Source organism: Mesorhizobium sp. L103C119B0, from assembly GCF_000502235.1.
Taxonomy (GTDB): domain Bacteria; phylum Pseudomonadota; class Alphaproteobacteria; order Rhizobiales; family Rhizobiaceae; genus Mesorhizobium.
This window is the reverse complement of record NZ_AYXE01000029.1, coordinates 1-25,308: the sequence shown is the minus strand read 5'-3', so window position 1 is coordinate 25,308 and position 25,308 is coordinate 1. Positions and strand designations below refer to the sequence as shown.

The window sequence follows — 25,308 nt, the reverse complement described above, 5'->3', positions numbered from 1 at the left end:
GATCGGCTCGTTCGGCCCGGTGCCTACCCACGAATCGACCTTCGATCCGGCGCCTGCCCCTCTGAACCGGTCGAGAATATCGCCAAGCGCGGTCCCCGAAACGCCCTTTGAAAGCTGATCCAGAATCCCGCCTTGCGGGTCATTTGGGTTGCGATCACCCGCTCTACGGATCATGTCGCCGATCTTGTCGCGATTTTGGTATGCCAGGACGCCGAGCATCGCGATCGCCAATTTCCCCAGATTTGCCATTGGTACCTCCACTGTTCAATGGACAAGGGCTCAACATCACAAAAGTTCCGACGGCGACGATCTAATTGAATAAGGCGGGGCGTGTCGACACAGACGTGAGCGGTGCTGCCTAACCGGCTTGTTTCCGTTTGCGGTGCGGCTTCGGCCTCGCAGACGTTGATCGTGCAAAGCTCGTTGCCTGCCTGATCGCGCATGCGCACTAACCATCCGGTCATATCGTCATCGCCCAGATCAGCCAACAGGCCGATTACGCAACGGATCGCTTCGGCGCGAGCGGCCTCAAAACTTGGCGTCTCGGCAGGCGGAACCTGGCGAGCCTGGTCGGCGTCGCGATAGTAGAACGTATAAGCGAGATGGATCCCACGCGCTGCCTTAGAGTATGGAACTACCACCCTCATCCTTGACGGGGGTTTGGCCAAACAGCGAACATCGGCTAGGCCTAAGACGATCGATCGAGCTCGACTCGCGCGACGGCGTAGGCGCCAAGCGAGATGATTTGATCACCCAGCGATCTTGCGGAACTTTCCATGAAGTCGGGATCGGTTGCCGCCCGCTCGAACTGCTCGGCGGCGAGAAGAGCAACACGGGCGCTGCTCGGCGCATCCGAAAGCCGCACAGATTGCGTCTCGGCGGTGAGGTTAGCGACCCACAGGGTCACGCGCCGATCTTTTTCAGCTGCGATCGTGGCGACGCCGTCAACGGCGGAAGTTCCTACGGACAGCAAGGTGGCTTCGCCGAGCTTTGAGAGACCAGCCAAGACATGGAAAGCGGGATAGACCGTTGGGCCATCCTGCTGGTCATACCATGGCTGCACGAAATCAGCCTTCCTATGGATTTGGCCAAAGGGGCCGGCGAAGTCACCGAACGCGACGGCCTCGATTCCTTCGCGAGCGCAGGCCGCGAAATATCCGACAGTCCAAGCCGCATTGAACAGCCCGCGCTGACGAGGATCAATGCGCGATAGACAGACGCGAGCGTTCGCTTCATTCGGCGCAGTGGATTTTCCGTATGGGTTCTCACGGCAGCCGAGCTGGATGGGACCGATACGCAGTGGCAAGCGTTCCCCCATGAAAGCATGCGCGGAGTGGATTAGATGGGGGATTGCCTGAAGTGTCTCCATCACCGAGACATCATCTGCGGCGTGCACGCTTGGACAGGTGGTGAAGGTCACGTAGTCGAGCGCTTCGGCTGGCGGACGCTTGCGGTTGAGTTCGGTGAAGTAAGCGGCCATGCCGCCGCCCAGCGCGATGCCCGGGAAAGCCCGGCGAGCGGCGGAGTAGCTTTCGTGGAAGCTGGGCATAGTCGGCCACGGTGCTCCCGGCTGTACGGATGTCATGTCCTGCGCCGGAAATACGGAGACAGCTTCTAGTTTGAGGCCGAGTGAGTGGACAGCATCCGCGACCGGCGCCAATTCGCCGAATGGATCGCGCGTGCCCTTGCTGACAATCTCAAGGACCACGCCAGCGCCGGTCAGCCGTGCGAGCGCGGCGTAGCTTTCTAGTTCGTCCTGGCCGTGTGCGATCCGGAGATCGACCTGGCAGACCATCCACTGGGGAGCCATTCGTCGTAGGAGCTCGGGGGTTTCGAGCGCGTGCTTTGCCTCGTCGGCGGCGACGCCGACGCCAGTGCGGGGCACTCGGCCGACCGGTCCGCCGATCGTCAGGTTGATGAGTGGATTGCGATTTTCAGACGTCCCGGCAGGGAGCGTTCCTGACACGTGAAGCCGGACGGCCTGCGTGAATTTCTGGCCCTTGGGCAGTCTGTAAGGCCACGGGCGACGCAGAGGGCGGACATAGGTTTTATAGGAGGCGTCAGACCAATTGCGTTGATCCTCCATCTCAAAGGCATCACCCTCCATGGTGCATGTCGCCCAGATCCCAGGCGCGATCTCGTGCGACAACGCCCGGATGTCGGTGAACGGACACTTAGGATCGATGTGGTCCGGAAAGAACGATAGCTCGTCGTGACCATCCTCATGCAGCACCCTTATCGGCTTGCCGGCCAAGGCCTCGATCGGATGAAGGACGACGAAGCCGGTCCGGTTCGTCAAAAGGTCGGTCTCGGGCTCTGCCTCCGCCACAAACGACAGCGCACCATCGCCACGGCCTGAGACGCGCGCCCGGTAAATCAGGCGGCCGGATGTTGCAGCACATGTTGCACGGTATTCAATGGCGAACGCATCCGGCCTCTCGTCGATCCGCAGATCATCGAGAACGGTGGTACATGTTCCCCAGTTTTCGTCCCGTACAAGAAACGAGATTCCGCGCAAGACCTCGATCGTCCCGATGCGGATGTAACGCAACGCCCCATTGTCGAACGCGACCGACAAGGATCCGGCGCGCAGTGTGCGCAGCGGTGCCTCGAGCTGTTCGGTGCCACACAAGCGGACTGCCAGGGAAGCTGTCGAGGTCAAATTGCCCGCTCCGTCGTGGCGTCGAAGATCGAGGCCCGGTTCATGTTGATGTCGATCGCAAGCTTCTCGCCCGGACGGCTGACATCGTGCGCCTGCAGCTCAGCCATCACCGGCGCGCCGGCCAGTCGGAATGTCGCGTAGCTGCGCGAGCCGGTCGGCTGCAGCAGGTCGATCGTTGCCTCATAGCGAAACGTGCCCTGCTCCGGCGTTGCAGTGTGCGCACGAGTGAGGTGTTCTGGCCTCAACCCGAGCAGCACCTGCTGTCCGTCCGCGACGCCCTTCAGCCCCCTGCCGCGCGCTAAAGGCAGCAGTGCATCCGCGAGCCGGATGGCAGCGGCGCCTGCGTCCAAGGCAAGGGTACCTGGCAGGAAGCTCATCCGCGGCGAACCCAGGAACCCAGCGACGAACGTTGAGGCCGGGTGCTCGAACAACTCGAGTGGCGCGCCCTGCTGCTCTATCAACCCGTCGCGCATCAGCACGATGCGGTCAGCCAACGTCATCGCTTCGATCTGGTCATGGGTGACGTAGATCATCGTTGTCGCAATGTCCTGGTGAAGGCGTTTGATTTCGCCGCGCATTTCGTCGCGAAGTTGTGCGTCGAGGTTGGACAGCGGCTCGTCGAACAAAAAAATGCGGGGGTTGCGGACTATGGCGCGGCCGATGGCGACGCGCTGGCGCTGGCCACCTGACAATTGGCGCGGAAAACGCCCCAGCAACGGAGTGATGCCAAGCATGCGTGCCGCCTCGGCGACGCGCAACTCGACCTCTGGCTTCGGCATCTTGCGAGCCTTGAGGCCAAAGCCAATGTTCTTGGCCACGCTCATATGCGGATAGAGCGCATAATCTTGAAACACCATTGCCACGTCGCGATCGCGCGGCCGGAAATCATTAACCACCTCGCCGCCAATCTCGATCGTGCCTTGTGAGCTCTCCTCCAGTCCTGCGATGGTCCTCAGCAGAGTGCTCTTGCCGCAACCGGAGGGCCCAACCAGGACCGTGAACTCGCCGTCGCGGATGTGGAGGTCAATGCCGCGCACGGCATGGAATGCGCCGTAGCGCTTGTGCAAGCCGGTAATTCTGACTTCGGCCATGCCTTCCCTTCCTATCCGCGAACGGCGCCGAGCGTCAGCCCGCGCACAAGATGTCGTTGAGCAAGCACTCCAAGGGCGATCGACGGCACAAGGGAGACGATGGCAAGGGCCGCGGCTTCGCCATATTGCGCGCCCTGGAAGCCGATGAAGGCGCGGAAGACCGTTGGCAGCGTAAAGGCAGTTCGGCTGGTCAAGATCAGAGCGAAGAAGAACTCCGTCCAGCATGCAATGAAGGCGAAGACAGCCGCCGCGACGATGCCCGGTGCTGCGAGCGGCACGGCAACGCGCCAGAACGCCTCCCATCTCGTGCAGCCATCGACGAGGGCCGCCTCCTCCATCGACTTCGGCATGCCGCGGAAATAGGCGAACATCATCCACACCGAGACCGGCAGCGTGAAGACCGTATAGGCGATGATCAGGCCGACATGAGTGTCGTAGAGCCCGACCTGGCGATAGATCAGGAACACCGGCAGCACGATCCCGATCGGCGGCAAAAAGCGCTGCGACAGCACCCAGAAAGACAGATGCTTGCCGCCGGTGTCGTAGCGCGCCAGGCTATAGGCCATCAGCGTGCCGAGCAGCGCCGAAAGCACCGTGGCCGAAAGCGAAATAATCAGGCTGTTGACGAGCCCGTCGAGACCACGATAGGCGAACAGCGCAGCTTTGTAGTGGACAAGCGTCGGAGCGGCGGGGAACCAGACAGGCGGTACGGTGAGGTAGTCGTCGCTGGGCTTGATGGAGGTGTTGAACATCCAGTAGAGCGGCCACAGCACGAACACCAGGAAGAACCCCAGCAGCAGAATTCGGCCGATCGGCAACGACCGGCGTTTCCTGCGGCGGGCGGGCGCGACGGCGGCCATCAGACCGGTTCTACCTTCAAGAGCCGACGCACCAGCAACGTCACGATGAGCGCCGTAAAGATCAGGAACAGCCAACTTCCTGCTGTTGCCTGCGACAGATGAAACTGCGTGAAGCCGATGGTATAAAGATAATAGGAGGCCGTGTAGGTTTGTGTTCCCGGGCCACCCCCTGTCATGATGAAAATGGTATCGAACATACGGATTGCGTCGAGCAGACGGAAGGTCAGCGCCAGCAGCATCATCGGCCCGAGATGCGGGAGCGTGATCGCCCAAAAAACCTGCCAGGCGTTGACGCCGTCGAGTTCTGCCGCCTCATAGAGATTGGGTGGGATTGCGGTCAGCCCGGCGAGCAGGATGACGAACATGAACGGCGTCCACTGCCAGACATCGGCGATGATCAGCGAGACGTAGAGCCACGGGCGCTCCGTCATCCAGCCGATCGTAACCTCCTGCCCCAATAGTTGCGTCAGGATATAGTTCGTCGGTCCGAAAGGCCGCTGTAAAAGCAGCGTCCAGGCTTGGCCGACGATGACCGGGCTGATGAACAGCGGCACGATCAGGATCGACATGATCACACCGCGGCCCGGAAAGCTGCGCACCATTGCCAGCGCCACCAAGAGGCCGAGAACGAATTCTATAGCGACGCTGATGCCCGACAGCGATGCTGTCAGCAACAGCGACCAACGTGCTACGGGATCGAACACGACCCGCTCGAAGTTCTTCAATCCGACAAAGGCGTGGCCCGGCACCTGGAAGTCGTAGTTGATGAAGGATACCACCAGCGAGAACAGAAGCGGATAGATCGACAGTGCCAATATCAGCAGCACAGCGGGGGCGACCAGCAGCCACTTGAAATGACGGTCTGCCCATTGGGCAAAGGCAGACAGCCGGGGCGGTGCGCCGGCGGCCTTCAAATGACGGATCGTGGCTGTGGGCTGCATAGGCGTATCCTATCGCCGCTTAGCGGGGAGGTGTTGCGAGCCAAGCGCCCGCAACACCAATTGCTCCAGAGAGTCCGCCTCCCTTCAGAGGGTGACCGCCATGCCAAGTTTTTCCACCGTGTTGTCGGCGGTGGCGCCAGGCAGTTTCAAGAACTCGGTGTAGAAGCCCTTCTGCGAATCCACACCCAGTCGGTCGGTCGTCTCGTTCCACTCGGCGGCCGCCGTTTCAAGCGATGCCTTCGGATCCGCACCAGCCCACACTGCCGTGCACATGCGATCGATGCTCAAGAAGTAGTCCTGCGCGCCTGGCATGATCGGGTCGAGCAGACCGACATTTGCCGAGTTGTTGAGGTTGGCAAGGTACTCCTTGGCACTCGGGAAGAGCGCGCCGTAGAGCTCGGACTTGAAGTGCGAGATGCGGTACGGGTCGCGTAGCGCGTAGGGCAGCATGCAACGTGCCAGCGAGACGGGTGGCGAGCATACCCATTGCATGAACAGATATGCCGCCTCGGGGTTGGGCGAGTCGGCCGACAGTGCCTTGTTGTAGCCGGTGGCATGTTCCGGATTTCCCGGAACCACGGCATAGCCGACCTTGCCGGCGATCTGAGACTGCGGAATGAAGTTGATTGCCGTGGCCGACTGCGAATAGTTCGCCGCCATACGGCCGCTAGGAGGCCAGGAATAGATCATCGCGACTTTGCCGGTCAGGAAAGCCGCCCACAAGGAGACGGCGTCGAGCTCGTTGTTGCCGGGGATCGAGGCCTTGTTTGCGGCGAGCATGTTTGTCAGCGTCTTGACGCCGGCATCCGAAACCAAACCTGCCTCCATGTCGTCGCCGAAGAGTTTTCCGCCGTTGGCCCGGTACTGCTGCAGAAAGTCGAACTGATTGCCGGGGCTGCCCGCCTTGCGGAAATGTCCCGCGCCATAGACCTTTGGCGCCATCTGGTCGGTGATGAACTGGGCGATCTGGGCATATTCTTCCCATGTCTTGGGCGGTCCAAGCTTGGCGTTGAACTTCGCCTGGTAAGCCTCCACCATTTTCGGATCCTCGAAGATGTCCTTGCGGTAGTAGAGAGCGAACATGTCGCCGTCGTCGAAGAACCCCCAGATCTTGCCCTTGTAGGTCGGCAGCGCCTTGTACAGAGGATGATAGTCCTCGAGGTCTGCCGGGTTCATGTATTTGGCGATGTAGTCGTCTAGAGGGGCGATGACGCCGCCATCGGCAAGCGACGGCGTCCAGGCCGGCGAGATGTCGAGGACGTCATAGGCACCCGAGCCGGCGATGTGCTCGGCGACCGCCTTGGAGTACTGGTCCGGGTTCGACAGTTCGACGACATTCGACTTCATCCCGGTAAGCTGCTCCCACATCGGACCACTGAAATTGCGCGGGTCAAGTGCCTGCAGGCCAGCCTCGTAGGTCATGTTGAGGGTGACGCCCGAATGCGCCTTGGCCGCCTCCGCCGCGCGAAAGGCGGAACCGTCCGGAGGCCCTTCCTTCGATGCTTTTAGGGCTGCGGCCTGCGCCTGGCCGAGCGGCGACGTGGCGTCCGCCAATTCCAATGTTTGCTGCGCCAGCGCCCAATCGGTCATCATCCCCAGCAGCGGGCCGGACACGGCCAACATGCCGGTCATCTGACCGAAGCGGGTGATGAAAGTTCGGCGGGTGGTTTCGCCGCGCATGAAGGCGTCGACCTCTGCTTCGAGACCTGCCTGAAACTCACGTTTTTCATGATCGTTCATAGTGCTTGGTCCTCCCATTTTCCATTTGCTTCACTCGTCCGCCGGCGCAGCGGTCAAGCATTTCCTCCCGTAAGGTCGCCGCGAAGAGGCCGCGGCGGCGCGCCGAAAATCAGTGTCCTCCTAGATTCCAAAGCGGGCGGCGAGCCCAGACAGCCTGGTCTTCCACAGCTCGCTCGAAAGCACCTCGCGATTGACCACGCCGCGCGGCTCGCGACCGCGCTGCACCTCCATTACCGCTTTGACGTCGGCGGCACCGTTGCCGGCAAAGCACTGGTCGGTCCAGCAAAGCGCGTGCGGCGTCAGGATGACATTGTCGAGTTTGAGGATCGCATCGTCTGCCTCGGGAGGCTCTTGTTCCAGCACGTCGAGACCGGCGCCGGCGATGCGGCGCTCCTGCAGCGCTTGCGTCAGCGCTTTCTGGTCGACGATCGGGCCGCGCGCGGTGTTGATCAGGTAAGCTGTCGGCTTCATCAGGGCGATCCGCTCGGCATTGACGATGTGGTGGGTCTGGGGCGACAGGGGGCAACTCACCGACAGCACGTCGGCGCGGTGAAACAGATCCTCCAGCCCGACCAGCTCGACGCCCAGGTCGGCAGCGACCCCCTTGTCGGCAAACGGGTCATGGGCAATGAATTGCATGTCAAAGGGCCTCGCCAACCGGAAGACCTCGGCACCGATATTGCCGATGCCCAGCGACCCAAGCGTACGCCCGACGAGGCCGACCCCCATATGTTCGGAGCGCTTCTCAAAACCAACAGAGCCTTTGCGGGTGAGCGCGTCCTTTGTCAGCAGCTTGCCGGTCAGTGCCAGCATGAAGGTGATGACGGATACGGCGACGGGCCGTCGCACGCCATCGGGCGTGATGACCAAGGCAATACCGGCTGCGGTGCATGCCTCAACGTCGACAGTGTCGTAGCCGACCCCGAAGCGGGCAACGACGGCCAGGCGGCCGCTCCTGGGGACGCTCGTGGCATCGAAACGATGGGCGAGGAGGACCAGCGCATCGAAATCCTCAAGTTGGTCGGCGCGAAGCGGACTGTTTGACTCCAGGAACACCATCTCGACACCTGTCGCATTGCGCAGCGGCTCCAGATCGAAATCTGGGTAGGTCGGCGAGCCGTCCGGCCTGCGGAAATCACCGGAAAGCGCCACCCTGAATTTCACGCTGTCCATCGTCTCCTCCGCTCCTATTGGCACCCGGCCCGGATCTTGGAAACCGCGTCGGCGATCGCGTCGTGCAGGACCCAAACGTCGCCTGAATAACAAATGAAATCGAAGCCCTGTGCGTAGAACTCGTGTCCCTGGGCGACGTTGGGCACCAAGCGTCCAAGCGATTTGTTGTGCTTCTTGGCGGCGGCAACGATTTTGGCCATTGCAGCAGTGAAAGTGGGGTGGGCGAAGTCGCCAGGAATGCCGAGCGAGACGGACAGATCGAAATGTCCAACCCACAGACAATCGACCCCGTCCAGTCCCGCGATGCCATCAATGTTCTTGACGCCGTCGGCGGTCTCGATCAGGCAGATGAACGTCGAGCGCTTGTTGGCGGCCTCGAATTTATCAGCGACCGAGCCTGGCCGGTAGCGGTCATGAGCGATCTGCAGCGCCACGCCGCGGGCGCCGGCAGGGTGGTACTTCATGGAATTGATGATGTGCTGCGCCTGTTCGACGCTGCTCACCATCGGCGCGATCAGGCCTTCGGCGCCCATATCCATGGCGCGGGCAAGGAAGTGGTAGTCCTGCGATGGCACACGCACCATGACCGGCAGGTCAGCCGCCTCGAAATAGCGAATCGCACTCTTCAGCGTCTCCAAGCTAAATCCCGAATGCTCCATGTCGAAAAAGACGAAATCGCAGCCAGCGGACTTCAGGATGTGACCGATTCCCGGCGTCGCGAACTCGGCGACGAGCGTACCGAGTTTGACCCGCCTGTGAGAAGCTAACGCCCTGAGACTTGGCTCCGACATGCACTTCCTCCCGTTTGCCCCAATGGGCCAATCCGCCTATGTTCGCTTCAATGCGTGGCTTCAAGAACGAGGTCGCAGGTCGTCACCAACTTTGTCACGACGAGCGGCGCGCTCTGCGTATTGAATTCGTCGAAATGAGCGGTGCGGCAGTGGTCCTCGAATGCGGCCTCGCTTTCGTAAATCTCATAGAGCAGGACCCGATCCGCTTCGCCGCGCGCCTCCGTCACGTCAAAGCGGCGACAGCCGGCCTCGGTGCGCATCGAGGCGGTCGCATTGGCGTCGACAAGTTCTCGGAATCTGTCCCGGGCACCAGGCCTCAGGCGGAAATCGACCCAGACGACAAATCCGGTCATCACTTGGGCCTCGCAAGTTGCAGATACCGCTTGGCCACATATTCGAGATGGCTGCGCATGGCCGTCTCTGACGCGTCTGGATCGCGCGCGGCGACGGCCTCGAAGATTTCGCGATGAGCCTGGTAAGCCTTGCGGTCTTCACCCTTGGCCAATGTGGTGCGACGCTGTTCGAGCAACCATTCAGCCAAGGCCGCGTGAATAGCTGTAAAGATCCGATTGCGGGTGATTACCGCCAGCACGTAATGGAAGTCTACGTCCGTGCGCTCGAAGCGCGCCAGATCGCCGATCGACTGCCGGTTGAGTTCGAGCGCCTCCTTGAGGCTGTCAATGTCTTCCGGGGTAGCATGCACAGCGGCGTTGCGGGCAAGACCGACCTCGAAAAACAAGCGCGCGCTCTGGAAGTCGTGAACGCCTCCCGGCGCCGAAATCATGTGCCGAGCCGGCCCTGAAAGGGCGTCAATCACGAATTGAGGAGTGGGTCGAGTGACGCGGGCACGCTCCCCCGATTTTACCTCGACAAGGCCCATTTTGCTCAGATGCAGCAGCGCCTCACGGATGGAAGGCCGCCCTACACCGAACTGCCGCATGAGTTCCCGTTCAGATGGGAGACGGTCGGCTTCGGCCAACTCTCCCTCTCGGATCATCCGTTCGAGGTGCGCTGCCACCTCGTCCGAAAGCTTCCGCTGCTTGATCAGAACTCCGATCATGTGGCATACCTGTTATACCAATCAGGTACGTTATGATCCCATAGCACCCTTGTCAACGATGTCTAAGCATCCGGTAGCCGAGCCGTTTAATCACTCCGCCGAGGCGTCCTTTGCACACGCCTTCAACGTCTTCACCAAGGATATCGGTGACTTGAGGAGCGCGAGCACACTCTGCTCGGTGTTCCGATCGGGGACCGTCTTCGAACCCTGGGTCGGGTGGTCAGTTTCAACTGCGGTGTGGACCGCAGTGAGTGCCACCGGGCCGTGTGCTGGCCGAGACCTACCCAACCGCCTGCTTATGAGCTGCAACATGAGCCCTCGATGGCAAAGTAGACCTCGACCTGAGCAAGACCCGCGAATGGAAGTGGGGTTCACAGCCGAGGCGGAAAACGCGAACTCTCGCTGGTGGACCCATTTGGCAATACGCCTGCTCCATCTCGTAATCTTTTTGCGCCGCCGCAATGCCGCAAAGGAAGGTGGTGTCGGGTCAGTTCTCTCTAGGCTCCAGAGCGCTCGTCACGTTGTGCCCATCCTCGTGCGGTGGGCGGCCGCCGCTTGAGGATGCGCATTTGAAACTGGTTTTCTCAAGATCTTTTAGTCCTGAGGGCCTCAGGCGGGGGCGCTTGCCATTTAGTTATCGTCACCTGCAAATGCCGAACCCGCACTCGACGCGAATCTACGCGCTGGCCAGTTTGCGACATCTGGTTTCGGCGATTCCGCTTTCAGTAGCGACGATCATGCTGGACGGCTGATATGAGGCGCGTTCCCGCCTGGCAGCTTAGGGGCAGCAAGCAGGACGTCGGCTTTCTTGCCTCGACCTGGCCTAAGCAGTCATTCAATTCGTGGCCTCAAGCAGCTCATCCACGCTCCTCCTGACGCGGCGTGCCATCCAGCCGATCTCGGGCTGATGTGCGTGGACGGCAGTCGTCCTTTGACCACCGCTTCTGGCGGCGCCGATTGGCGAGCCGCCTCGCCATCATTAGCTATGGAACGGAAAAGAAACCATTCAGCATCAGACTACCGCTTTTCGACGCACCTTTTCGAATATGTCGGAACGAGCGCTTGTCGCGCAGCCCACGATGCCCCCCATTGGTGAACCGGTTCCATGAAGAGTCTGACAATACGCCACCGCATCCTCGTCAGTTTCGCAGCCGTTCTGGTGGTCATGTCCGTGATAGCCCTCATCGCGTACGCCTGGTTTCTTCAGGCGGGGGAGGAGGCGACTGAGGTCGAGAAGGGCATCCTTCCGGACCTTTATCACAGTACCGAGATCATGACGGGCCAGATGGCGGCCCATAGTCTGCTTCAGGAATATGCCCTTCAGGACAACCCGTCAGACAGAAGCACGGTTGAAAACGCGATCACGACCAATCGCAACCAGGTGCAGCGGTCGATGGACGACTATGAGGCAACGATCGTCTCCGATATCGACAAGCAGAATTATGCAGCCGTCAAACAACTCGCCAACCAATTCCGTCTGGCTGAAACTGCTGTGCTGGAAACAAGCCGGGCTGCCTTGTCGAAAGGTGAAACTCCCAATGAAAGCCCAGCTATCAAGAACGAAGTAGAGCCGATCTTTGTAAAATTGCAGTCCGCTCTGCAGGCCATGGTTGAGGATCACAGAGGCGAGGCAAACAGCGCGACGCAGCGGATCAGCTCGATCGTCAGAACGGCCGAAGTCGGTTTGAGCGTTGGCTTGTTGATAGCCCTCGGGCTAGCCCTTCTTTTGGGTTACCAGCTGTTTCGCGCCATTACAGGTCCGCTCACCCGTTTGGTCGACGCGGTTCAATTGATGCGGCAAGGCGACTTCAGCGAACGGCTCGATCTGAGGCGCCGAGACGAATTCAGCGTGCTTGCCGACGGCTTCAACGCAATGGCGGACGATCTCACAACCCTCATTGGTCAGGTTCAAAGGTCCAGCATACAGGTCGGCACGTCGATAACTGAGATCGCCGCCACCTCCAAGCAACAGCAGGCAACTGCGACTGAAATCGCAGCGACCACAACAGAAATCCGAGCGACAGCCAAGGAAATCTCCGCCACATCAAACGAACTGGTCCGCACGATGAACGAGGTCTCCACAGTTGCCGAACAAACCGCTGCCGTGGCTGGCGGGGGGCAAGCGGGGCTGACCCGTATGGAAGAAACCATGCAGCAGGTCATGGAAGCGGCTGGCGCGATCAATTCCAAACTGGCGATCCTGAGCGAGAAAGCCGGCAGCATCAATCAGGTGGTGACGACCATCACCAAAGTGGCCGATCAAACGAACCTGTTGTCGCTCAACGCTTCCATCGAGGCGGAGAAGGCAGGCCAATATGGCCGGGGTTTTGCAGTGGTGGCGACGGAAATCCGAAGGCTCGCGGACCAGACAGCTGTCTCCACCTACGATATCGAGCAAATGGTCAAGGACATCCAGTCGGCAGTCGCGGCCGGGGTGATGGGCATGGACAAGTTTTCCGAGCAGGTCCGTCGGGGTATGCAGGACATCCAGCAGGTCGGCGGGCAACTCTTCGAGATCATTCAGCAGGTTCAGGGGCTGGTGCCACGTTTCGAAGTCGCCAATGAAGGCATGCAAGCACAGGCGACCGGCGCGGGGCAGATCAGCGACACGCTAACCCAGCTAAGCGAGGCAGCTCAGCAAACAGTCGAGTCCCTTCAGCAATCGACGCTCGCGATCGACGAGCTCAATCAAGTCTCAGGCGGCATGCGAAGTAGCATATCGAGGTTCAAGCTACGAGCATAGCGAGCCGGCAGTAGGAGGTGACAATGCTATTCCTCGCCTTCAGCATGGGTCCGGATCGCTACTTGATCGATGTCCACAAAATTGAAGAGGTGCTGCCCTATATCGACGTGAAAGTTCTTCCGGGTGCGCCAACTGGTGTGGTGGGTTTGGTCAGCTATAACGGAATACCCATCCCCCTGATCGATGTCACCCTTCTTGCGCTTGGCCGACCATCGGAGCGCCTGTTGAGCACCCGGATCGTTGTGACGCGCTATCCGGCGGATGATGGCGAGCGACGCCTGCTGGGGCTGATCGCGGAACGGGTGACGGATACGATCGAGCGAGACCCGGCCGATTTCGCGCCGTTCGGACTGGAACCAGGAACCCCGCCCTATCTTGGGCCGGTGGCTTCCGATGGTTTGGAGATCATTCAGTGGGTCAAAGTGGAAGCGCTGCTTTCGGACGAGATTCGTACCGCTTTGCTCCGCCAGGCGGCAATAGGTGATCAATGACCGGAGCAATAGAAAAGCTCCTGACGGAAACCATTGGACTGGACAGTGCCAGCGTTGGTCCGACAGTGGTTCGTCAGGCGGTCAGAGAACGGATGGAAGCATGCCGGATAACCAACCCTCAGGCCTATAGGCAATACTTGGCCGGTTCCTCGCAGGAGCTGCAGGAGCTGATCAATGCGGTGGTGATCCCAGAGACCTGGTTCTTTCGTGACCGAGAAGCGTTCACGATGCTGGCGCGGCATGCGCGCGCGCACAAGCCTGCTCAGCCGATAAGAATCCTGAGCCTGCCATGTTCAACCGGCGAAGAGGCTTACTCGGTCGCCATGGCCATGTTCGATGCCGGCTTTGAGGCGCATGAGTTCAAGATCGATGGCGTGGACGTCAGCAGCCGCAATATCGCGACGGCTGAACACGCCATCTATGGCCGCAATTCGTTTCGCGGCAGCCATTTAGAATTCAAGGATCGCTATTTCGAAGCGGCCGAGGGCGGGTTGCGGCCTGTTGCTGGGGTGCTGAAACAGGTTCGGTTCATGGTAGGAAACCTGTTCGGTTCTCACGCGCCTTTCGGGCAAGAGGTCTATGACATCCTGCTTTGCCGCAATTTGCTGATCTATTTCAATCGAGAGCTGCAGGATCGCGCATTGATCTGCCTGAAGGACCTGCTGGCCAAAGACGGACTTCTTCTGGTCGGTCCGGCGGAAGCAGCTCTTCCAAGGGTGCATGGCTTTCTTTCCGCTGAATGGCCATTGGCCTTCGCCTTTCTGAAATCGGAGCCCGTCAAGACCACGGCGCCAAAGGTTTCGGCCGCCGTCCCGGTGCGGACGCCAAGCCCTAAGGTCAACAAGAGCGAGCCTCTTCGTCCGTTCCGACCGACAATTGGCAATGAAGGCCGCGGGCAGGCTCCGGCCAAGCCGCTTGCACACGCCTCGGAAAGCCTCATCGCGGTTGAACGGATCGCCAATGCAGGACGCGTAAAGGAGGCACAGGAGGTCGCCCTGGCGCATCTCAGGGAGTTCGGTCCTTCCGCAGAAATCTTCTACCTGCTGGGCCTCGTCCAGGATGCGGATGGTTCTGCACCCGAAGCCGCGCAAAGTTATCGCAAGGCGCTCTATCTCGCGCCAAATCATCGAGAAGCTCTTGTCCATCTGGCCTTGCTGCTTAGCAAGCAAGGCGACCATAACGGCGCCGAGGCGCTGGCCGGCCGGCTGGGTCGGGTCCAGAAAAGGAGCGGCAGTTGATGGCGGCTTCGACAAGGATCGCTCAGCCGGTGGAGGAGATCGAAATCAACGACTGCTGGCGGCAAATAGGCGTACGGGGTGACAAGTCATGTCCGCTACTAGAGCAGCATCTCCACTGCCGCAATTGCCCGACCTACAAGAAGATCGCACGACGCCTCCTCGACCGTGCAGCTCCCTCGGCATCTCGCGACGAATGGCCTGACAACGCTGGTCGTGCAGGGATCGATTCGGCAGACAGCGACGCGCTGCAGACGGCCGTTCTCTTCCGTTTGGGGGAGGAATGGCTGGCACTTCCGGTCGGTATTTTTCATGAAGTGGCTGAATCTCGTCGCGTTCATTCACTTCCACATCGCAGGAACAGTGCACTGCTCGGCATTGCGAATGTCCGTGGTGAATTGCTCATTTGCCTGTCCCTGGCCGAATTGCTCGGGATAGACGAGCGCAAGGAAGGGGAACAAGGCACACGAACCAAGGTATTTCGCCGCCTTGTCGTGGTAGGCGAGCGCGACAAGCGGGTTGCTTTTATGGTTGATGAGATCCACGGCTTACATCGGTACCAGGAACGCGACACTCTCGCTGTTCCGGCCATGATTGGCAAGGCACTGTCGGCCGCTACGGTTGCCGTGCTGCCATGGCAAGGACGAGCCGTTGGCTGTCTCGATCCACGACAACTGCTCACGATGCTGGATCGGAGCATCGCATGACAGATGAAGACTTCAGCCAGGTTTCGATGCTCAGCCTCTTCCAGGCCGAACTGGAGACGCAGTCACGGGCTCTAACCTCTGGACTTCTGGCACTCGAACGCGATCCTATCGCCGCCGACGCCCTGGAAGCATGCATGCGTGCCGCGCATTCTCTGAAAGGAGCTGCCCGCATCATCGACCTGATGCCCGCAGTCAAAGTTGCAAATGCGATGGAAGACTGCCTGGTCGCAGCGCAACGCGGGCATCTGAGGGTGCGACGGGAGCATATAGATGCGCTTCTGCAAGGTTCTGACCTTTTGAAATTGATCGCATCGGGATCATCGAGCGAGAGCGCCAACTCAGAAGTCGAAACCTTTCTCGCGAAGTTCGAGGGGTTGTCCCTCCCCCAGGCAAAGCCCGGGCCCCAAGATTCTGCAGCTGATTTCGCAACTCCAGATCATGCCCAGGAGCAACTGACGACGAGCTCTTCCGCGAACCTCCTCGTTGCGGCGGTACCGCAAGCCCACGGCAGCATCGGCTCTGATAGAATGGTTCGGGTGACGGCAGACAGCCTGAACCGATTGCTCGGGCTGGCTGGCGAGTCGCTGATGGAAGCTCGGCGGCTCAGGCCATTCGCTGACGGGCTGCTACGGCTGAAGCGACTTCAATCGGACCTCGCAAGTGCGTTCGACAATCTCCATGCAGTGCTGCCGCCGGTTTCAAACGATGCGGCGGTGGTGGAGGCGCTGGCTGAAGCGCAGCGAAAGCTTCGGTTGAGCCAAGCGTTCCTGGCGGAGCGTTTCGATGAGTTGGATTCAGTGGATCGGAAAGCGACCGATCTTGCCAACAGATTGTACGACGAAACGTTGGCGAGCCGGATGCGGCCTTTTGAGGACGGCGTGCGACACTATGCGAGAATGATCCGCGACCTCGGTCGTACCCTTGGCAAGCGGGTGCGACTGGAGATCGTAGGCGGCTCGACCGGCATCGACCGCGATATCCTCGAGCAGCTCGATGCCCCTTTGGGGCACCTTCTGCGCAACGCTGTAGACCATGGGCTTGAACCGCCTGAGGAGCGCTTCGCGATGGGCAAACCCGAAGAGGGGCTCATCAGGCTCGAAGCGAGGCACAATGCCGGGCTGCTGCAGATAGCCGTGGTGGACGACGGCAGGGGGATAGAGCTCTCGAAGCTGCGCGAGACCGTCGTCGCCCGGCAACTTGCAACCAGGGAAAGTGCTGAAACACTCAGCGAAAGCGAATTGCTCGCGTTTCTGTTTCTGCCAGGCTTTTCCATGAAAGCGGGCCTTACCGACGTCTCAGGTCGCGGTGTGGGGCTCGATGCAGTGCAAGCCATGACGAAGGAAGTCCGGGGAGTCGCAAGCGTCTCCTCAGAATTTGGCCACGGAACCCGATTTCAACTGCAATTGCCGCTGACACTGTCGGTCCTCCGCACGCTGCTCGTCGATGTCGATGGAGAGCCCTATGCTTTTCCACTCGCTGCCATTTCCAAGACTTTGAAACTGCAACGGACGGAGATCAACGTCCTGCAGGGCCGGCCGCATTTTCGATTGAACGATCGACAGATCGGGCTGGTCACCGCTCGCGAGGTGCTCGATCGAGGTGAGCCCGGATCGGAACCGAACGAACTATCGGTCGTCGTCGTGGATGCGGGTCGGGGCGATGCGTACGGCCTGATCGTTGACCGTTTTCTCGGGGAACGCGAGTTAGTGATCAGACCTCTCGATCCACGGTTTGCCAAGATCAAGGACATCAGCGCAGCGGCCCTGATGGAAGACGGTTCGCCTGTTCTGATCTTCGACGTCGACGATCTGATCCGATCGGTGGAAAAGCTTGCATCGTCCAGCGGATTTCGAGCTCTTCGGCGCGCCGCGGGCGGTCCCGAAGCGAGCAGGCGCAAGCGCGTGCTCGTGATTGACGATTCACTGACGGTTCGCGAACTCCAGCGCAAGATGCTCGGCAATTACGGTTATGAGGTCGAAGTGGCGGTAGACGGCATGGACGGGTGGAATGCCGTCCGGTCTGGTCCTTTCGATCTCGTCGTCACCGACATCGACATGCCTCGCATGGATGGCATCGAGCTGGTGAGTTTGATCAGAAAGGATGCTGATCTCAAGAACACACCCATTATGATCGTTTCATACAAGGATCGGGAAGAAGATCGCGCGCGCGGGCTCGACGCAGGTGCGGACTATTATCTGACCAAGAGTAGTTTTCAGGACGAGGCGCTGATCCATGCCGTCGTGGACATGATTGGCGAGGCGGCTGAATGAGATCGAGATTGGAAGCCAGCGAATGAGAATCGGCGTAGTTAACGACATGCCGATGGCGGTTGAACTTCTGCGTCGACTGGTTCTGTTGACCGGCGAACATCAGGTCGCGTGGATCGCGACTAATGGGCGTGAGGCGGTCGAGGTCTGCAGACGTGATCTGCCGGATCTGATACTCATGGATCTAGCGATGCCAGAGATGGACGGCGTGGAAGCGACCCGCAGAATCATGGCGGAAACCCCGTGCTCAATCTTGCTGGTGACCGCCAGTATCGAAGCCAACCTCGCCGGCGTCTACGAAGCAATGGGTCATGGCGCGCTTGACGCAGTCGATATTCCGTCAGTGGGCATCGAAGGCAACGCGTCCTCGCAATCCGCCCGGCTTTTGACGAACAAGATACTAACGATAGGCAAGCTGATCGGTGATGCGCCTACCCAGGCAAAAAGGCGGATGTCACGTGCGGCTGAGCCGTCAACTCGACGCCTGATAGCAATCGGCGCCTCTGCGGGCGGGCCGGCTGCCGTTGCCGCAGTCCTGAGCGCGTTTCCCGTTGATTTTGGCGGCGCGATTGTGCTCGTCCAGCATCTCGATGCTCAGTTCGTTCCAGGCCTTGTTGATTGGCTAGGGCAGCATACACGTCTCCCGATCCGTCCGGCGGGGGAAAGGGATAGCCCTCAAGCGGGCACCGTTCTCGTTGCCAGTTCTGCGGATCATCTGGTTTTCAAGTCAGCTCAGCAACTTGGCTATACGCCCAGCCCCAAGGACAATGTTTATCGGCCGTCCGTAGATGTGTTCTTCGAAAGTGCGGCGCAATGGTGGCCTGGCCCGGTGATTGGTGTTCTGCTCACAGGCATGGGCAGGGATGGTGCGCGCGGGCTGAGACAGCTCCGTGACAAGGGGCATCTCACAATCGCGCAGGATAGAGCAACCAGTGCCGTCTATGGCATGCCGAAGGCCGCCGCCGACATCGGCGCGGCTGTTGATATTCTTCCTTTGGGTGCGATCGGCTCACGTATAATCGAAGCCTGCGAGCGCTCCACGTGAAAGGCCCCTTCCGATGACGCAAGAACCAGAGTTGGTCCCGCCACTCGCAGATAACTATTCATCCATGGTTCTGCTCATCGATGATCAGATCATGGTTTGCGAGGCGGTCAGGCGCGCTCTAGCCAACGAGCCCGATATTTCCTTACACTTCTGCACCGACCCGTTGAGAGCGATGACGGTCGCGGATGAGGTAAAGCCAACCGTTATCCTGCAGGATCTCGTGATGCCAGGGGTCGATGGGCTGCATCTGGTGCGAGAATACAGGAAGCATGCGTCGACACGCGCGGTGCCAGTCATTGTGCTGTCGAGCAAGGAAGATCCAGCCACCAAGGGCGAAGCCTTCGCTGCGGGCGCGAACGACTATCTCGTCAAACTGCCGGATCGTATCGAGTTGATTGCACGCATTCGATATCACACGCGGGCCTATCTGGATCACGTCCAGCGAGACTCGGCACACCGAGCGCTGAGGGAAAGCCAGCGACAGCTGATCAGTGCAAATCTAGAGCTTGAACGTCTGACGCGGATCGATGGCCTGACGGGTCTCGGCAACAGGCGCTATTTTGACGAATATCTGGCGGCTGAATGGAAACGCGCTTTTCGCGCACAGTCCCCACTGTCGCTGTTGATGATCGATGCCGACAACTTCAAACGATACAACGATACCTATGGCCATATGGCCGGCGACGATGTGCTCAAGCAAATCGCCCGCGTAATCCAGAGCGGTTCCGGCCGCTCCACCGATCTCGCTGCGCGGTACGGAGGCGAAGAGTTCGTCATCGTGTTGGTCGACACTATACTGGAACAATCCAGTGCGATCGCCGAGCGGCTCGTCCAGAGCGTGCGGGAGTTGAACATACCCCACGGCCCGGATCGCGTGACCATCAGCGTCGGCGTCGCAACAGCGGTGCCCACCGAGAACGAGACGCCAAACGATTTCGTCAATGCCGCCGATTTGGCTCTGTTTCGTGCCAAATCGGAAGGACGAAATCGTGTTGCGCTTCATATGTCCCGCAGCTAGAGAAGCTCACATCTCAGTCAACGAAGCGCGCCCTGTTCGATTTGAGGACGACCTTGGCAAAGTCGGGCACTTCAAGACCTTGGCGCACGAGCGCATCAAGTGCCTGCTCGGACGCCCTGATGGCGGCGAGCCGCGCCAGCACAGTCTCAGCCTCCAGGCGGGGGACCACGGCGATACCGTCCCGGTCGCCGACCAGTATGTCTCCCGGCGAGATAGTCACTCCTCCAAGCACCACCGGGAATCCGACCGTGCCTGGACCATTGCGCGCAGGCGAATTCGCAATGACCCCGGCACAGTAGACCGGCAACCCGACAGCCTCGATCCCGACAACGTCGCGCACGAGGCCATCAGTGATGAAGCCGGCGACGCCCTTGTTGCGCGCCATGCCGAGCACGAGATCGCCAGTTACCGCCGTACCGGCAAAGCTGTCGGTGGAAGCGACGATGACGTCGCCACTTGCTGCGGCATCCAGTGCTCCAAACAGGGCGAGGTTGTCGGCGGGGCCGCAGTGACAGGTCACGGCGACGCCGACCATCGTCGCAGTAGCTGGCGACAGTGGCTTGATCGCATAATGCAAGGCGCCGCGTCCCCCCATCGCGTCTACGACCTGGCTAACCGGCACGCCCGCAAAAGCACTGATGATTTCTGCTGCGGGCCGTTCGAAACGGCGCTTGATGGTGAGCAGTGGTGGGTCTTCAATCATGTAGCGGCCCCATTCCCTGAACGAACGAAATACAGTCCGGCCCGAGGTCGCGCAGGCTCCGCGCGCCCATCAGTCCCATGACGCGGTCGATCTCCTTGCGGTAGAGTTCGAGCACGTGGCGTACCCCCTCCTCGCCGGCGACCGCGAGCCCCCACAACTGCGGCCGCCCGATCAGACAGCACGAGGCGCCGAGCGCCAGCGCCTTGACGACGTCGGAGCCTCGCCTGATGCCGCCATCGATAAGCACCGGTATGCGGCCTGCGACAGCCGCGACAACCGCCGTCAACGCGTCCAGCGATGCGGCGGCGCCGTCAAGCTGACGGCCCCCATGATTGGATACGATGATGCCGTCGATTCCCCGCGCTACAGCCTCGGCGGCTTCGCTGGGATGCAGGACGCCTTTCAGCAACAACGGTCCGGACCAGACAGTGCGCAGCCAGTCGACATCGGCCCAGGAGAGTCCGGGATCGAGCATTGCGGCCATGCGGCCCGCCAATGCACCGACCGTCGCCGTATCCCCGGGGCGCGCGTAGTTGCCGAAGGTCAGTTTCGGGAGTCGGGTGCGCATACGAAGAAGCCACGCCGCCTGGTGGCGGCCGCGAGGGTTCCGGCCAAACCGAAGCGCGGCGGGATGGCAAAACCGTTGCGGATGTCGCGTTCACGGTTGCCAAGCATCTGGTTGTCGATGGTGAGCACCAGCGCGTCGTAGCTTGAGGCACGCGCCCGATCCACCATTTCTCGGGTGAAGCCGCGATCGGTATAGACGAACACCTGCATCCACCGTGGGCTACTTCCGGTGGCTGCTATATCCTCCAGCGTGCAGACCGATCCGTGGCTGGCGCAGTAGAATGTCCCTGCGGCCGCTGCGGCTCGGGCGGCTGCGCGCTCGCCGTCGGGCCAGAACAGCCCAGCCAGGCCGGTTGGCGCGATGCCCAGCGGGATGGCAAGTTTCGCGCCGAAGAGGTCAAGGGAAAGGTCTCGCGTCGTTGCACCGTTGAGTGGTCGCGGCAGAATGGCAACCTCGTTAAAAGCTTGCTCGTTCCGGCGCAGCGTTCGCTCATCCTCGGCACCGCCATCGGCGAAGTCGAACACCGGGCGTGGCAAAGTCCGCCGCGCGGCGACGCGGACCGCGGCCACGCTGTACAGGCACTTCAACGCCGCCATCGAAGCAGACGATGCCGCACCGCCGGCACCGCGGTCATCGCCTGTGTTTGAGGCGGACGAGGAGCTACTCACGGTTGCTTTCCGCCGATGCGACCATGATGCGTCGGTCCACCGCCTCCCGGAACACGCACGCAGGAGAGTGTTCCCTCAAAGGAGGGATCGCTGCCGGTCGCCAGCACGCCGGCATTTGTCACCCAAAGCATCTCGCCCGAGAAGACGCAGTTGGTCGTTGCCTTGCCGCAGACGAAGAAACCCTCCGCTGTCCCGTTGGGCTTCAGAACGTGAATGCCGTTGGCGGCAATATCCGTGACATAAAGGCGGCCATCGGCTCCGACCTTCAGCCCGTCCGGGATCGGATTGGCCCCAGGCAAGCGGCCCAGGTCTTCGACGCAACCATCCGGACGCTGCCGCTTGACGCGACCCGTATAGGACTCCCCCCAAATGATCGAGCCGTCGGCTTCGATCGCCACACCATTGGGGAACGTCGGATTGTCGAAACCGAGAGCAAGGTACGCACTGCCGTCGGGGTTGACGGCAAAGATGTAGCTGGGGTCCGGGTTCCCCGGGTTGTATGTGCCGGGATCGCTAAAGATAAGCCGGCCGTCAGCAGCAAATACAAGATCGTTTGGACCATTGAGCCGAATGCCTGCGACTTCGCTTAGCAGGATTTCCGGCTTTCCGCCTTCGGCAACCCGCTGGATGGATGGTGTCGTCATCTCCGCGGCCCGCCAAGGTCCGGTCGTGCCGCCGTTTTGGCAGACATAGAGCAGGTCATCCGATCCAAGAACACAGGCGTTGGGCGCTCCGGCAACATACGCTAATTGGCGAGCACTTCCGTCGCGATCTATGGCCGTCAGCTGGCTTCGATAGCTTTCGACGATGACAATTCGGCCATCGGGCAGCACCGTCGGGCCCTCGGGCCAGCCAAGGCCGGTCGCGACAACCTCGACGGCCAGCTTTTCAACCTCGTTCATCGTGCGACCCCCAGAACGGCAGCCTATCAAGATTTGTTGAGCATAATCCAGCCTGGCGGTCACATGACCCGGCGACTCGAAAGATAACTAGACTGACGTGCGCGTTAGGTGGCCCACTTTTGCGTCGGGGCTCCGCCACTCTTCAGATCAACAGCAACCAGCACCAATACGCACCAATCACCATTTGCACAGCGAACGCGGTGAACCTGAGACTGACCGCGAGTTGGCTGGTTGAGACGAGGTGGATCACCGACTGCACTATACGTGCGCCTAACATCGTGGAGGCCAAGGGATCCGTGACATCTGTCTTTGAAATGATGATCGCGACTCCGAGCAGACCTCCGAAGATTGGAAGCCCTTCAATGCAGTTGGCGTGGGCACGGGCTAACCTCCGCATAAACGGGGAGAGGGCTCCGTTATCTGGCGTAAAGCCGTTTGCCGGGACTTGCCCAGAGATCACCAGGTAGCTCCGGATAACTTCCATCACGATCAGCAGGGCCAGCGCCCACGAGATGAAGCCAGTCAATGCGTAAGCACTCGCCGACATGTGCCCTCCCCGTTGCTAGCACTCTAGGTCGTTGTAGCCGATCAACTAGTCTAATGCTATTCGACGAGGAGGGGCGGCCTGTAGTGGGGCCGAAACGGAATAGCAGCTTTTGGACGTTGTGCCCGGAATAGCTGCCGTTCAGCCAATCAGCAGGATTGACCGCTTTCGCCCTTTAGCGACCCTTCCGCGCCAGATCAGTCGATGCTTGAAGCTGCCATTCGCAGAGTGAAAGCGGCGTCGAGCATGGTCAGAAAGGCGCGCACGGCGGGGTTGGCGCGTCGGCTTGCCGGCCAGAGCACGGTGACATTGTTTCGCTCGACCGCGAACGTGGACAGCACTGGGACCAGTTCGCCGCGCTTCACATAGGGAGCCGCCATGAAGGAGGCGCCTATGCCTATCCCACCGCCGGCTGCCAGCATGATGAGCACGGCATCGCTGGCATCGGCGACCACACCGGAATTGGGCACGATCTCGATTTCACGGTCGCCAATCCGGAAGGGCCAGCGAAAGGCCTGGCCTGTGCTCTGATATCGAAGGTTGACGGTGTCGTGCCCTTCCAGGTGATCGGGATGGGTCGGTGTGCCGCGTTCCTCGAGATAGGCTGGCGAGGCGAAGCAGCAAAGCCGATGGGGTGCGATCTTGCGTGATAGTAGCCGGGTGTCAGCCAGATCACCGATGCGTATGGCGACATCGATCCCTTCCTCGATCATGTCCACCATCTAGTCACCCAGCCTGAGATCGACGATCAGGTTCGATGATGCCAGTGAGCCGATCCAAAGTGATATGTTCCGCCATGGCATTACTTAACCGCCATCGGCACCGATTATCAACCGGCGGTCATGCCGCTAGATTCGCTCCAATGACATGGATGAGCGGAGATTTCACCATGAGCGATAAGATGAAGGCAGTCCGTCTGCACGCATTCGGTGGTCCCGAGATGCTGGTGTACGAAGACGCGCCTAGGCCGGGTGTGAAGCCCGGCGAGGTGCTTGTCCGAGTCCAGGCGGCCGGGCTTAATCCGCCCGACTGGTATCTGCGGGATGGCTATCGCGCACTGCCGCCAGAATGGCGACCCAACGCGTCCTTCCCACTGATTCTCGGCACGGACGTGTCGGGCGTCATTGAAGCGGTTGGCGCTGACGTCGCTGAGTTCAGCATCGGTGACGAGGTCTACGCAATGGTTCACTTCCCCGATAACTTGATGACGGGTAGCAATGCCTACGCGCATTATGTCAGTGTGCCGGCATCGCATGTTGCGTTGAAACCAGCCGGCATCGACCATATTCATGCGGCTGGTGCGCCGATGTCGCTTCTGACGGCATGGCAGTTCTTGATCGAACTTGGCCACGACGAGCCGAATCCGTTCCAGCCCTTACCGCATGAGCCGGTGCCCCTCGACGGCAAGACGGTGCTCATCAATGGTGCCGGAGGCGGTGTCGGGCATCTGGCCGTCCAGTTGGCGAAATGGCGGGGCGCGCGCGTCATCGCGGTGACATCGGCCAAGAACGAGGCGCTGATGCGCGATCTTGACGTGGATCAATTCATCGACTACAAGACAACCGCGGCGGAAGATGTCGTTCGAGACGTCGACCTTGTCCTCGACGCGGTGGGCGGCGCGGACATGGAGCGCTTCTTCCATGTTCTGAAGCCGGGCGGCGCGCTGTTCCTGGTCAACCCACTGGGCTTCGCTGGTCACGAAGAGACAGAGAGGCTGGGGATCACGGTCTCATCCACACAGGTTCGATCCAATGGCGCGCAGTTGGGAAAAGCCGCCCGCCTGCTCGACGACGGCCTTGTGCGTGTCGTCATCGACAGCACATTCCCGCTGGCCGAGGCATCGCGCGCACATGAGCGCGCCGCCGACGGCAGTATTCAAGGCAAGATCGTGCTGGCCGTCTGAATTGTTGCTTTCAGTCCGACCGACCATCGGGAGTGCAGACGATCGGGCGCGATTACGCCGTTTAGCCGACGAAGACCACCGACCGACGTCCGAACCGGATAGATAGGTAACAGAATGGACCGATAGCATGGGTGACAGTTTTCTCCTTCGCCGGGAGGACCGGCGATGGTTTGGCGAGAGACTGGCATCATGGACG

24 protein-coding genes and 1 pseudogene are annotated in these 25,308 nt (G+C 60.5%); 9 read left to right on the top strand and 16 right to left on the bottom strand.

Translation table 11 applies throughout. The features are described 5' to 3' along the window. From X728_RS138135 to nanR, 10 genes are all read right to left on the bottom strand, one after another. The coding region (locus tag X728_RS138135; protein ID WP_023833116.1) for a YidB family protein at positions 1-249 on the bottom strand (249 nt) is incomplete at its 3' end. A gap of 439 nt (positions 250-688) precedes the next feature. Then, positions 689-2,662: a hypothetical protein gene (locus tag X728_RS138140; RefSeq protein ID WP_081732516.1), complete on the bottom strand. Its 1,974-nt coding sequence runs from the start codon at positions 2,660-2,662 to the stop codon at positions 689-691. Then, positions 2,659-3,753 (bottom strand): sn-glycerol-3-phosphate ABC transporter ATP-binding protein UgpC, encoded by a 1,095-nt coding sequence (ugpC, locus tag X728_RS138145; protein ID WP_023833114.1) that lies wholly within the window; start codon positions 3,751-3,753, stop codon positions 2,659-2,661. The genes X728_RS138140 and ugpC overlap by 4 nt, the downstream gene beginning before the upstream one ends. An 11-nt stretch (positions 3,754-3,764) precedes the next feature. Further along, on the bottom strand, positions 3,765-4,613 hold the full coding sequence (locus tag X728_RS138150; RefSeq protein WP_023833113.1) for a carbohydrate ABC transporter permease: 849 nt from the start codon (positions 4,611-4,613) through the stop codon (positions 3,765-3,767). Further along, complete coding sequence (locus X728_RS138155; protein ID WP_023833112.1) at positions 4,613-5,554, bottom strand: sugar ABC transporter permease; 942 nt, start codon at positions 5,552-5,554, stop codon at positions 4,613-4,615. The genes X728_RS138150 and X728_RS138155 overlap by 1 nt, the downstream gene beginning before the upstream one ends. Before the next feature lie 84 nt (positions 5,555-5,638). Continuing rightward, the gene (locus X728_RS138160; RefSeq protein ID WP_023833111.1) at positions 5,639-7,294 is read right to left on the bottom strand and encodes an extracellular solute-binding protein; all 1,656 of its coding nucleotides are present in this window, start codon (positions 7,292-7,294) and stop codon (positions 5,639-5,641) included. 120 nt (positions 7,295-7,414) lie between these two features. Next, positions 7,415-8,467: an NAD(P)-dependent oxidoreductase gene (locus X728_RS138165; RefSeq protein WP_023833110.1), complete on the bottom strand. Its 1,053-nt coding sequence runs from the start codon at positions 8,465-8,467 to the stop codon at positions 7,415-7,417. A gap of 14 nt (positions 8,468-8,481) precedes the next feature. After that, the gene (locus X728_RS0136410; protein ID WP_023726880.1) at positions 8,482-9,258 is read right to left on the bottom strand and encodes an aldolase/citrate lyase family protein; all 777 of its coding nucleotides are present in this window, start codon (positions 9,256-9,258) and stop codon (positions 8,482-8,484) included. Between the two features lie 47 nt (positions 9,259-9,305). Further along, on the bottom strand, positions 9,306-9,611 hold the full coding sequence (locus X728_RS138170; RefSeq protein WP_023833108.1) for a putative quinol monooxygenase: 306 nt from the start codon (positions 9,609-9,611) through the stop codon (positions 9,306-9,308). After that, positions 9,611-10,318: a transcriptional regulator NanR gene (gene nanR / locus X728_RS138175; RefSeq protein ID WP_023682279.1), complete on the bottom strand. Its 708-nt coding sequence runs from the start codon at positions 10,316-10,318 to the stop codon at positions 9,611-9,613. Before nanR ends, X728_RS138170 begins: the two co-directional genes overlap by 1 nt. Positions 10,319-10,887: 569 nt before the next feature. On the opposite strand from nanR, the gene X728_RS1000000170660 reads away from it, so the two are divergent. The 8 genes from X728_RS1000000170660 to X728_RS138210 all read left to right on the top strand — a co-directional run bounded on the left by X728_RS1000000170660 (position 10,888) and on the right by X728_RS138210 (position 19,824). Then, positions 10,888-11,070, top strand: coding sequence for a hypothetical protein (locus tag X728_RS1000000170660; protein ID WP_155924047.1), 183 nt, complete (start codon positions 10,888-10,890; stop codon positions 11,068-11,070). A gap of 353 nt (positions 11,071-11,423) precedes the next feature. Continuing rightward, the gene (locus X728_RS138185; protein ID WP_023689447.1) at positions 11,424-13,061 is read left to right on the top strand and encodes a methyl-accepting chemotaxis protein; all 1,638 of its coding nucleotides are present in this window, start codon (positions 11,424-11,426) and stop codon (positions 13,059-13,061) included. Positions 13,062-13,084: 23 nt separating this feature from the next. Continuing rightward, positions 13,085-13,552, top strand: a complete 468-nt coding sequence (locus X728_RS138190; protein WP_032898240.1) for a chemotaxis protein CheW — start codon at positions 13,085-13,087, stop codon at positions 13,550-13,552. Then, positions 13,549-14,790: a protein-glutamate O-methyltransferase CheR gene (locus X728_RS138195; RefSeq protein ID WP_031196101.1), complete on the top strand. Its 1,242-nt coding sequence runs from the start codon at positions 13,549-13,551 to the stop codon at positions 14,788-14,790. Before X728_RS138190 ends, X728_RS138195 begins: the two co-directional genes overlap by 4 nt. Then, positions 14,790-15,494: a chemotaxis protein CheW gene (locus tag X728_RS1000000169705; protein WP_023819373.1), complete on the top strand. Its 705-nt coding sequence runs from the start codon at positions 14,790-14,792 to the stop codon at positions 15,492-15,494. Before X728_RS138195 ends, X728_RS1000000169705 begins: the two co-directional genes overlap by 1 nt. After that, positions 15,491-17,764: a hybrid sensor histidine kinase/response regulator gene (locus X728_RS138200; RefSeq protein ID WP_023833104.1), complete on the top strand. Its 2,274-nt coding sequence runs from the start codon at positions 15,491-15,493 to the stop codon at positions 17,762-17,764. The genes X728_RS1000000169705 and X728_RS138200 overlap by 4 nt, the downstream gene beginning before the upstream one ends. Before the next feature lie 22 nt (positions 17,765-17,786). After that, positions 17,787-18,806 carry a chemotaxis response regulator protein-glutamate methylesterase gene (locus X728_RS138205; protein WP_023705673.1) on the top strand — a complete coding sequence of 340 codons (1,020 nt, stop codon included), beginning with the start codon at positions 17,787-17,789 and terminating at the stop codon, positions 18,804-18,806. A gap of 64 nt (positions 18,807-18,870) precedes the next feature. Beyond that, the gene (locus X728_RS138210) at positions 18,871-19,824 is read left to right on the top strand and encodes a PleD family two-component system response regulator (protein WP_023669440.1); all 954 of its coding nucleotides are present in this window, start codon (positions 18,871-18,873) and stop codon (positions 19,822-19,824) included. A gap of 13 nt (positions 19,825-19,837) precedes the next feature. On the opposite strand, the gene X728_RS138215 is transcribed toward X728_RS138210, so the two are convergent. From X728_RS138215 to X728_RS01365, 6 genes and pseudogenes are all read right to left on the bottom strand, one after another. Continuing rightward, a complete protein-coding gene (locus X728_RS138215; RefSeq protein ID WP_023715423.1) occupies positions 19,838-20,527 on the bottom strand; it encodes an aldolase in 690 nt (229 codons plus the stop codon). Continuing rightward, complete coding sequence (locus X728_RS1000000172150) at positions 20,520-21,095, bottom strand: alpha-hydroxy acid oxidase (protein ID WP_023833102.1); 576 nt, start codon at positions 21,093-21,095, stop codon at positions 20,520-20,522. Before X728_RS1000000172150 ends, X728_RS138215 begins: the two co-directional genes overlap by 8 nt. Beyond that, positions 21,071-21,691: an alpha-hydroxy acid oxidase gene (locus X728_RS1000000172145; RefSeq protein WP_023833101.1), complete on the bottom strand. Its 621-nt coding sequence runs from the start codon at positions 21,689-21,691 to the stop codon at positions 21,071-21,073. Before X728_RS1000000172145 ends, X728_RS1000000172150 begins: the two co-directional genes overlap by 25 nt. A gap of 68 nt (positions 21,692-21,759) precedes the next feature. Continuing rightward, a complete protein-coding gene (locus X728_RS138220; protein WP_023833100.1) occupies positions 21,760-22,665 on the bottom strand; it encodes an SMP-30/gluconolactonase/LRE family protein in 906 nt (301 codons plus the stop codon). A gap of 142 nt (positions 22,666-22,807) precedes the next feature. Beyond that, positions 22,808-23,212, bottom strand: a complete 405-nt coding sequence (locus X728_RS138225) for an MAPEG family protein (protein WP_023682292.1) — start codon at positions 23,210-23,212, stop codon at positions 22,808-22,810. A gap of 194 nt (positions 23,213-23,406) precedes the next feature. Beyond that, positions 23,407-23,955 (bottom strand): annotated as a pseudogene (locus tag X728_RS01365) (substrate binding domain-containing protein); the annotation flags it as partial. 143 nt (positions 23,956-24,098) lie between these two features. Here X728_RS01365 and X728_RS138230 point away from each other — a divergent pair. Further along, positions 24,099-25,112 carry an NADP-dependent oxidoreductase gene (locus tag X728_RS138230; RefSeq protein WP_023833097.1) on the top strand — a complete coding sequence of 338 codons (1,014 nt, stop codon included), beginning with the start codon at positions 24,099-24,101 and terminating at the stop codon, positions 25,110-25,112. The last annotated feature ends 196 nt before the right edge of the window (positions 25,113-25,308 follow it).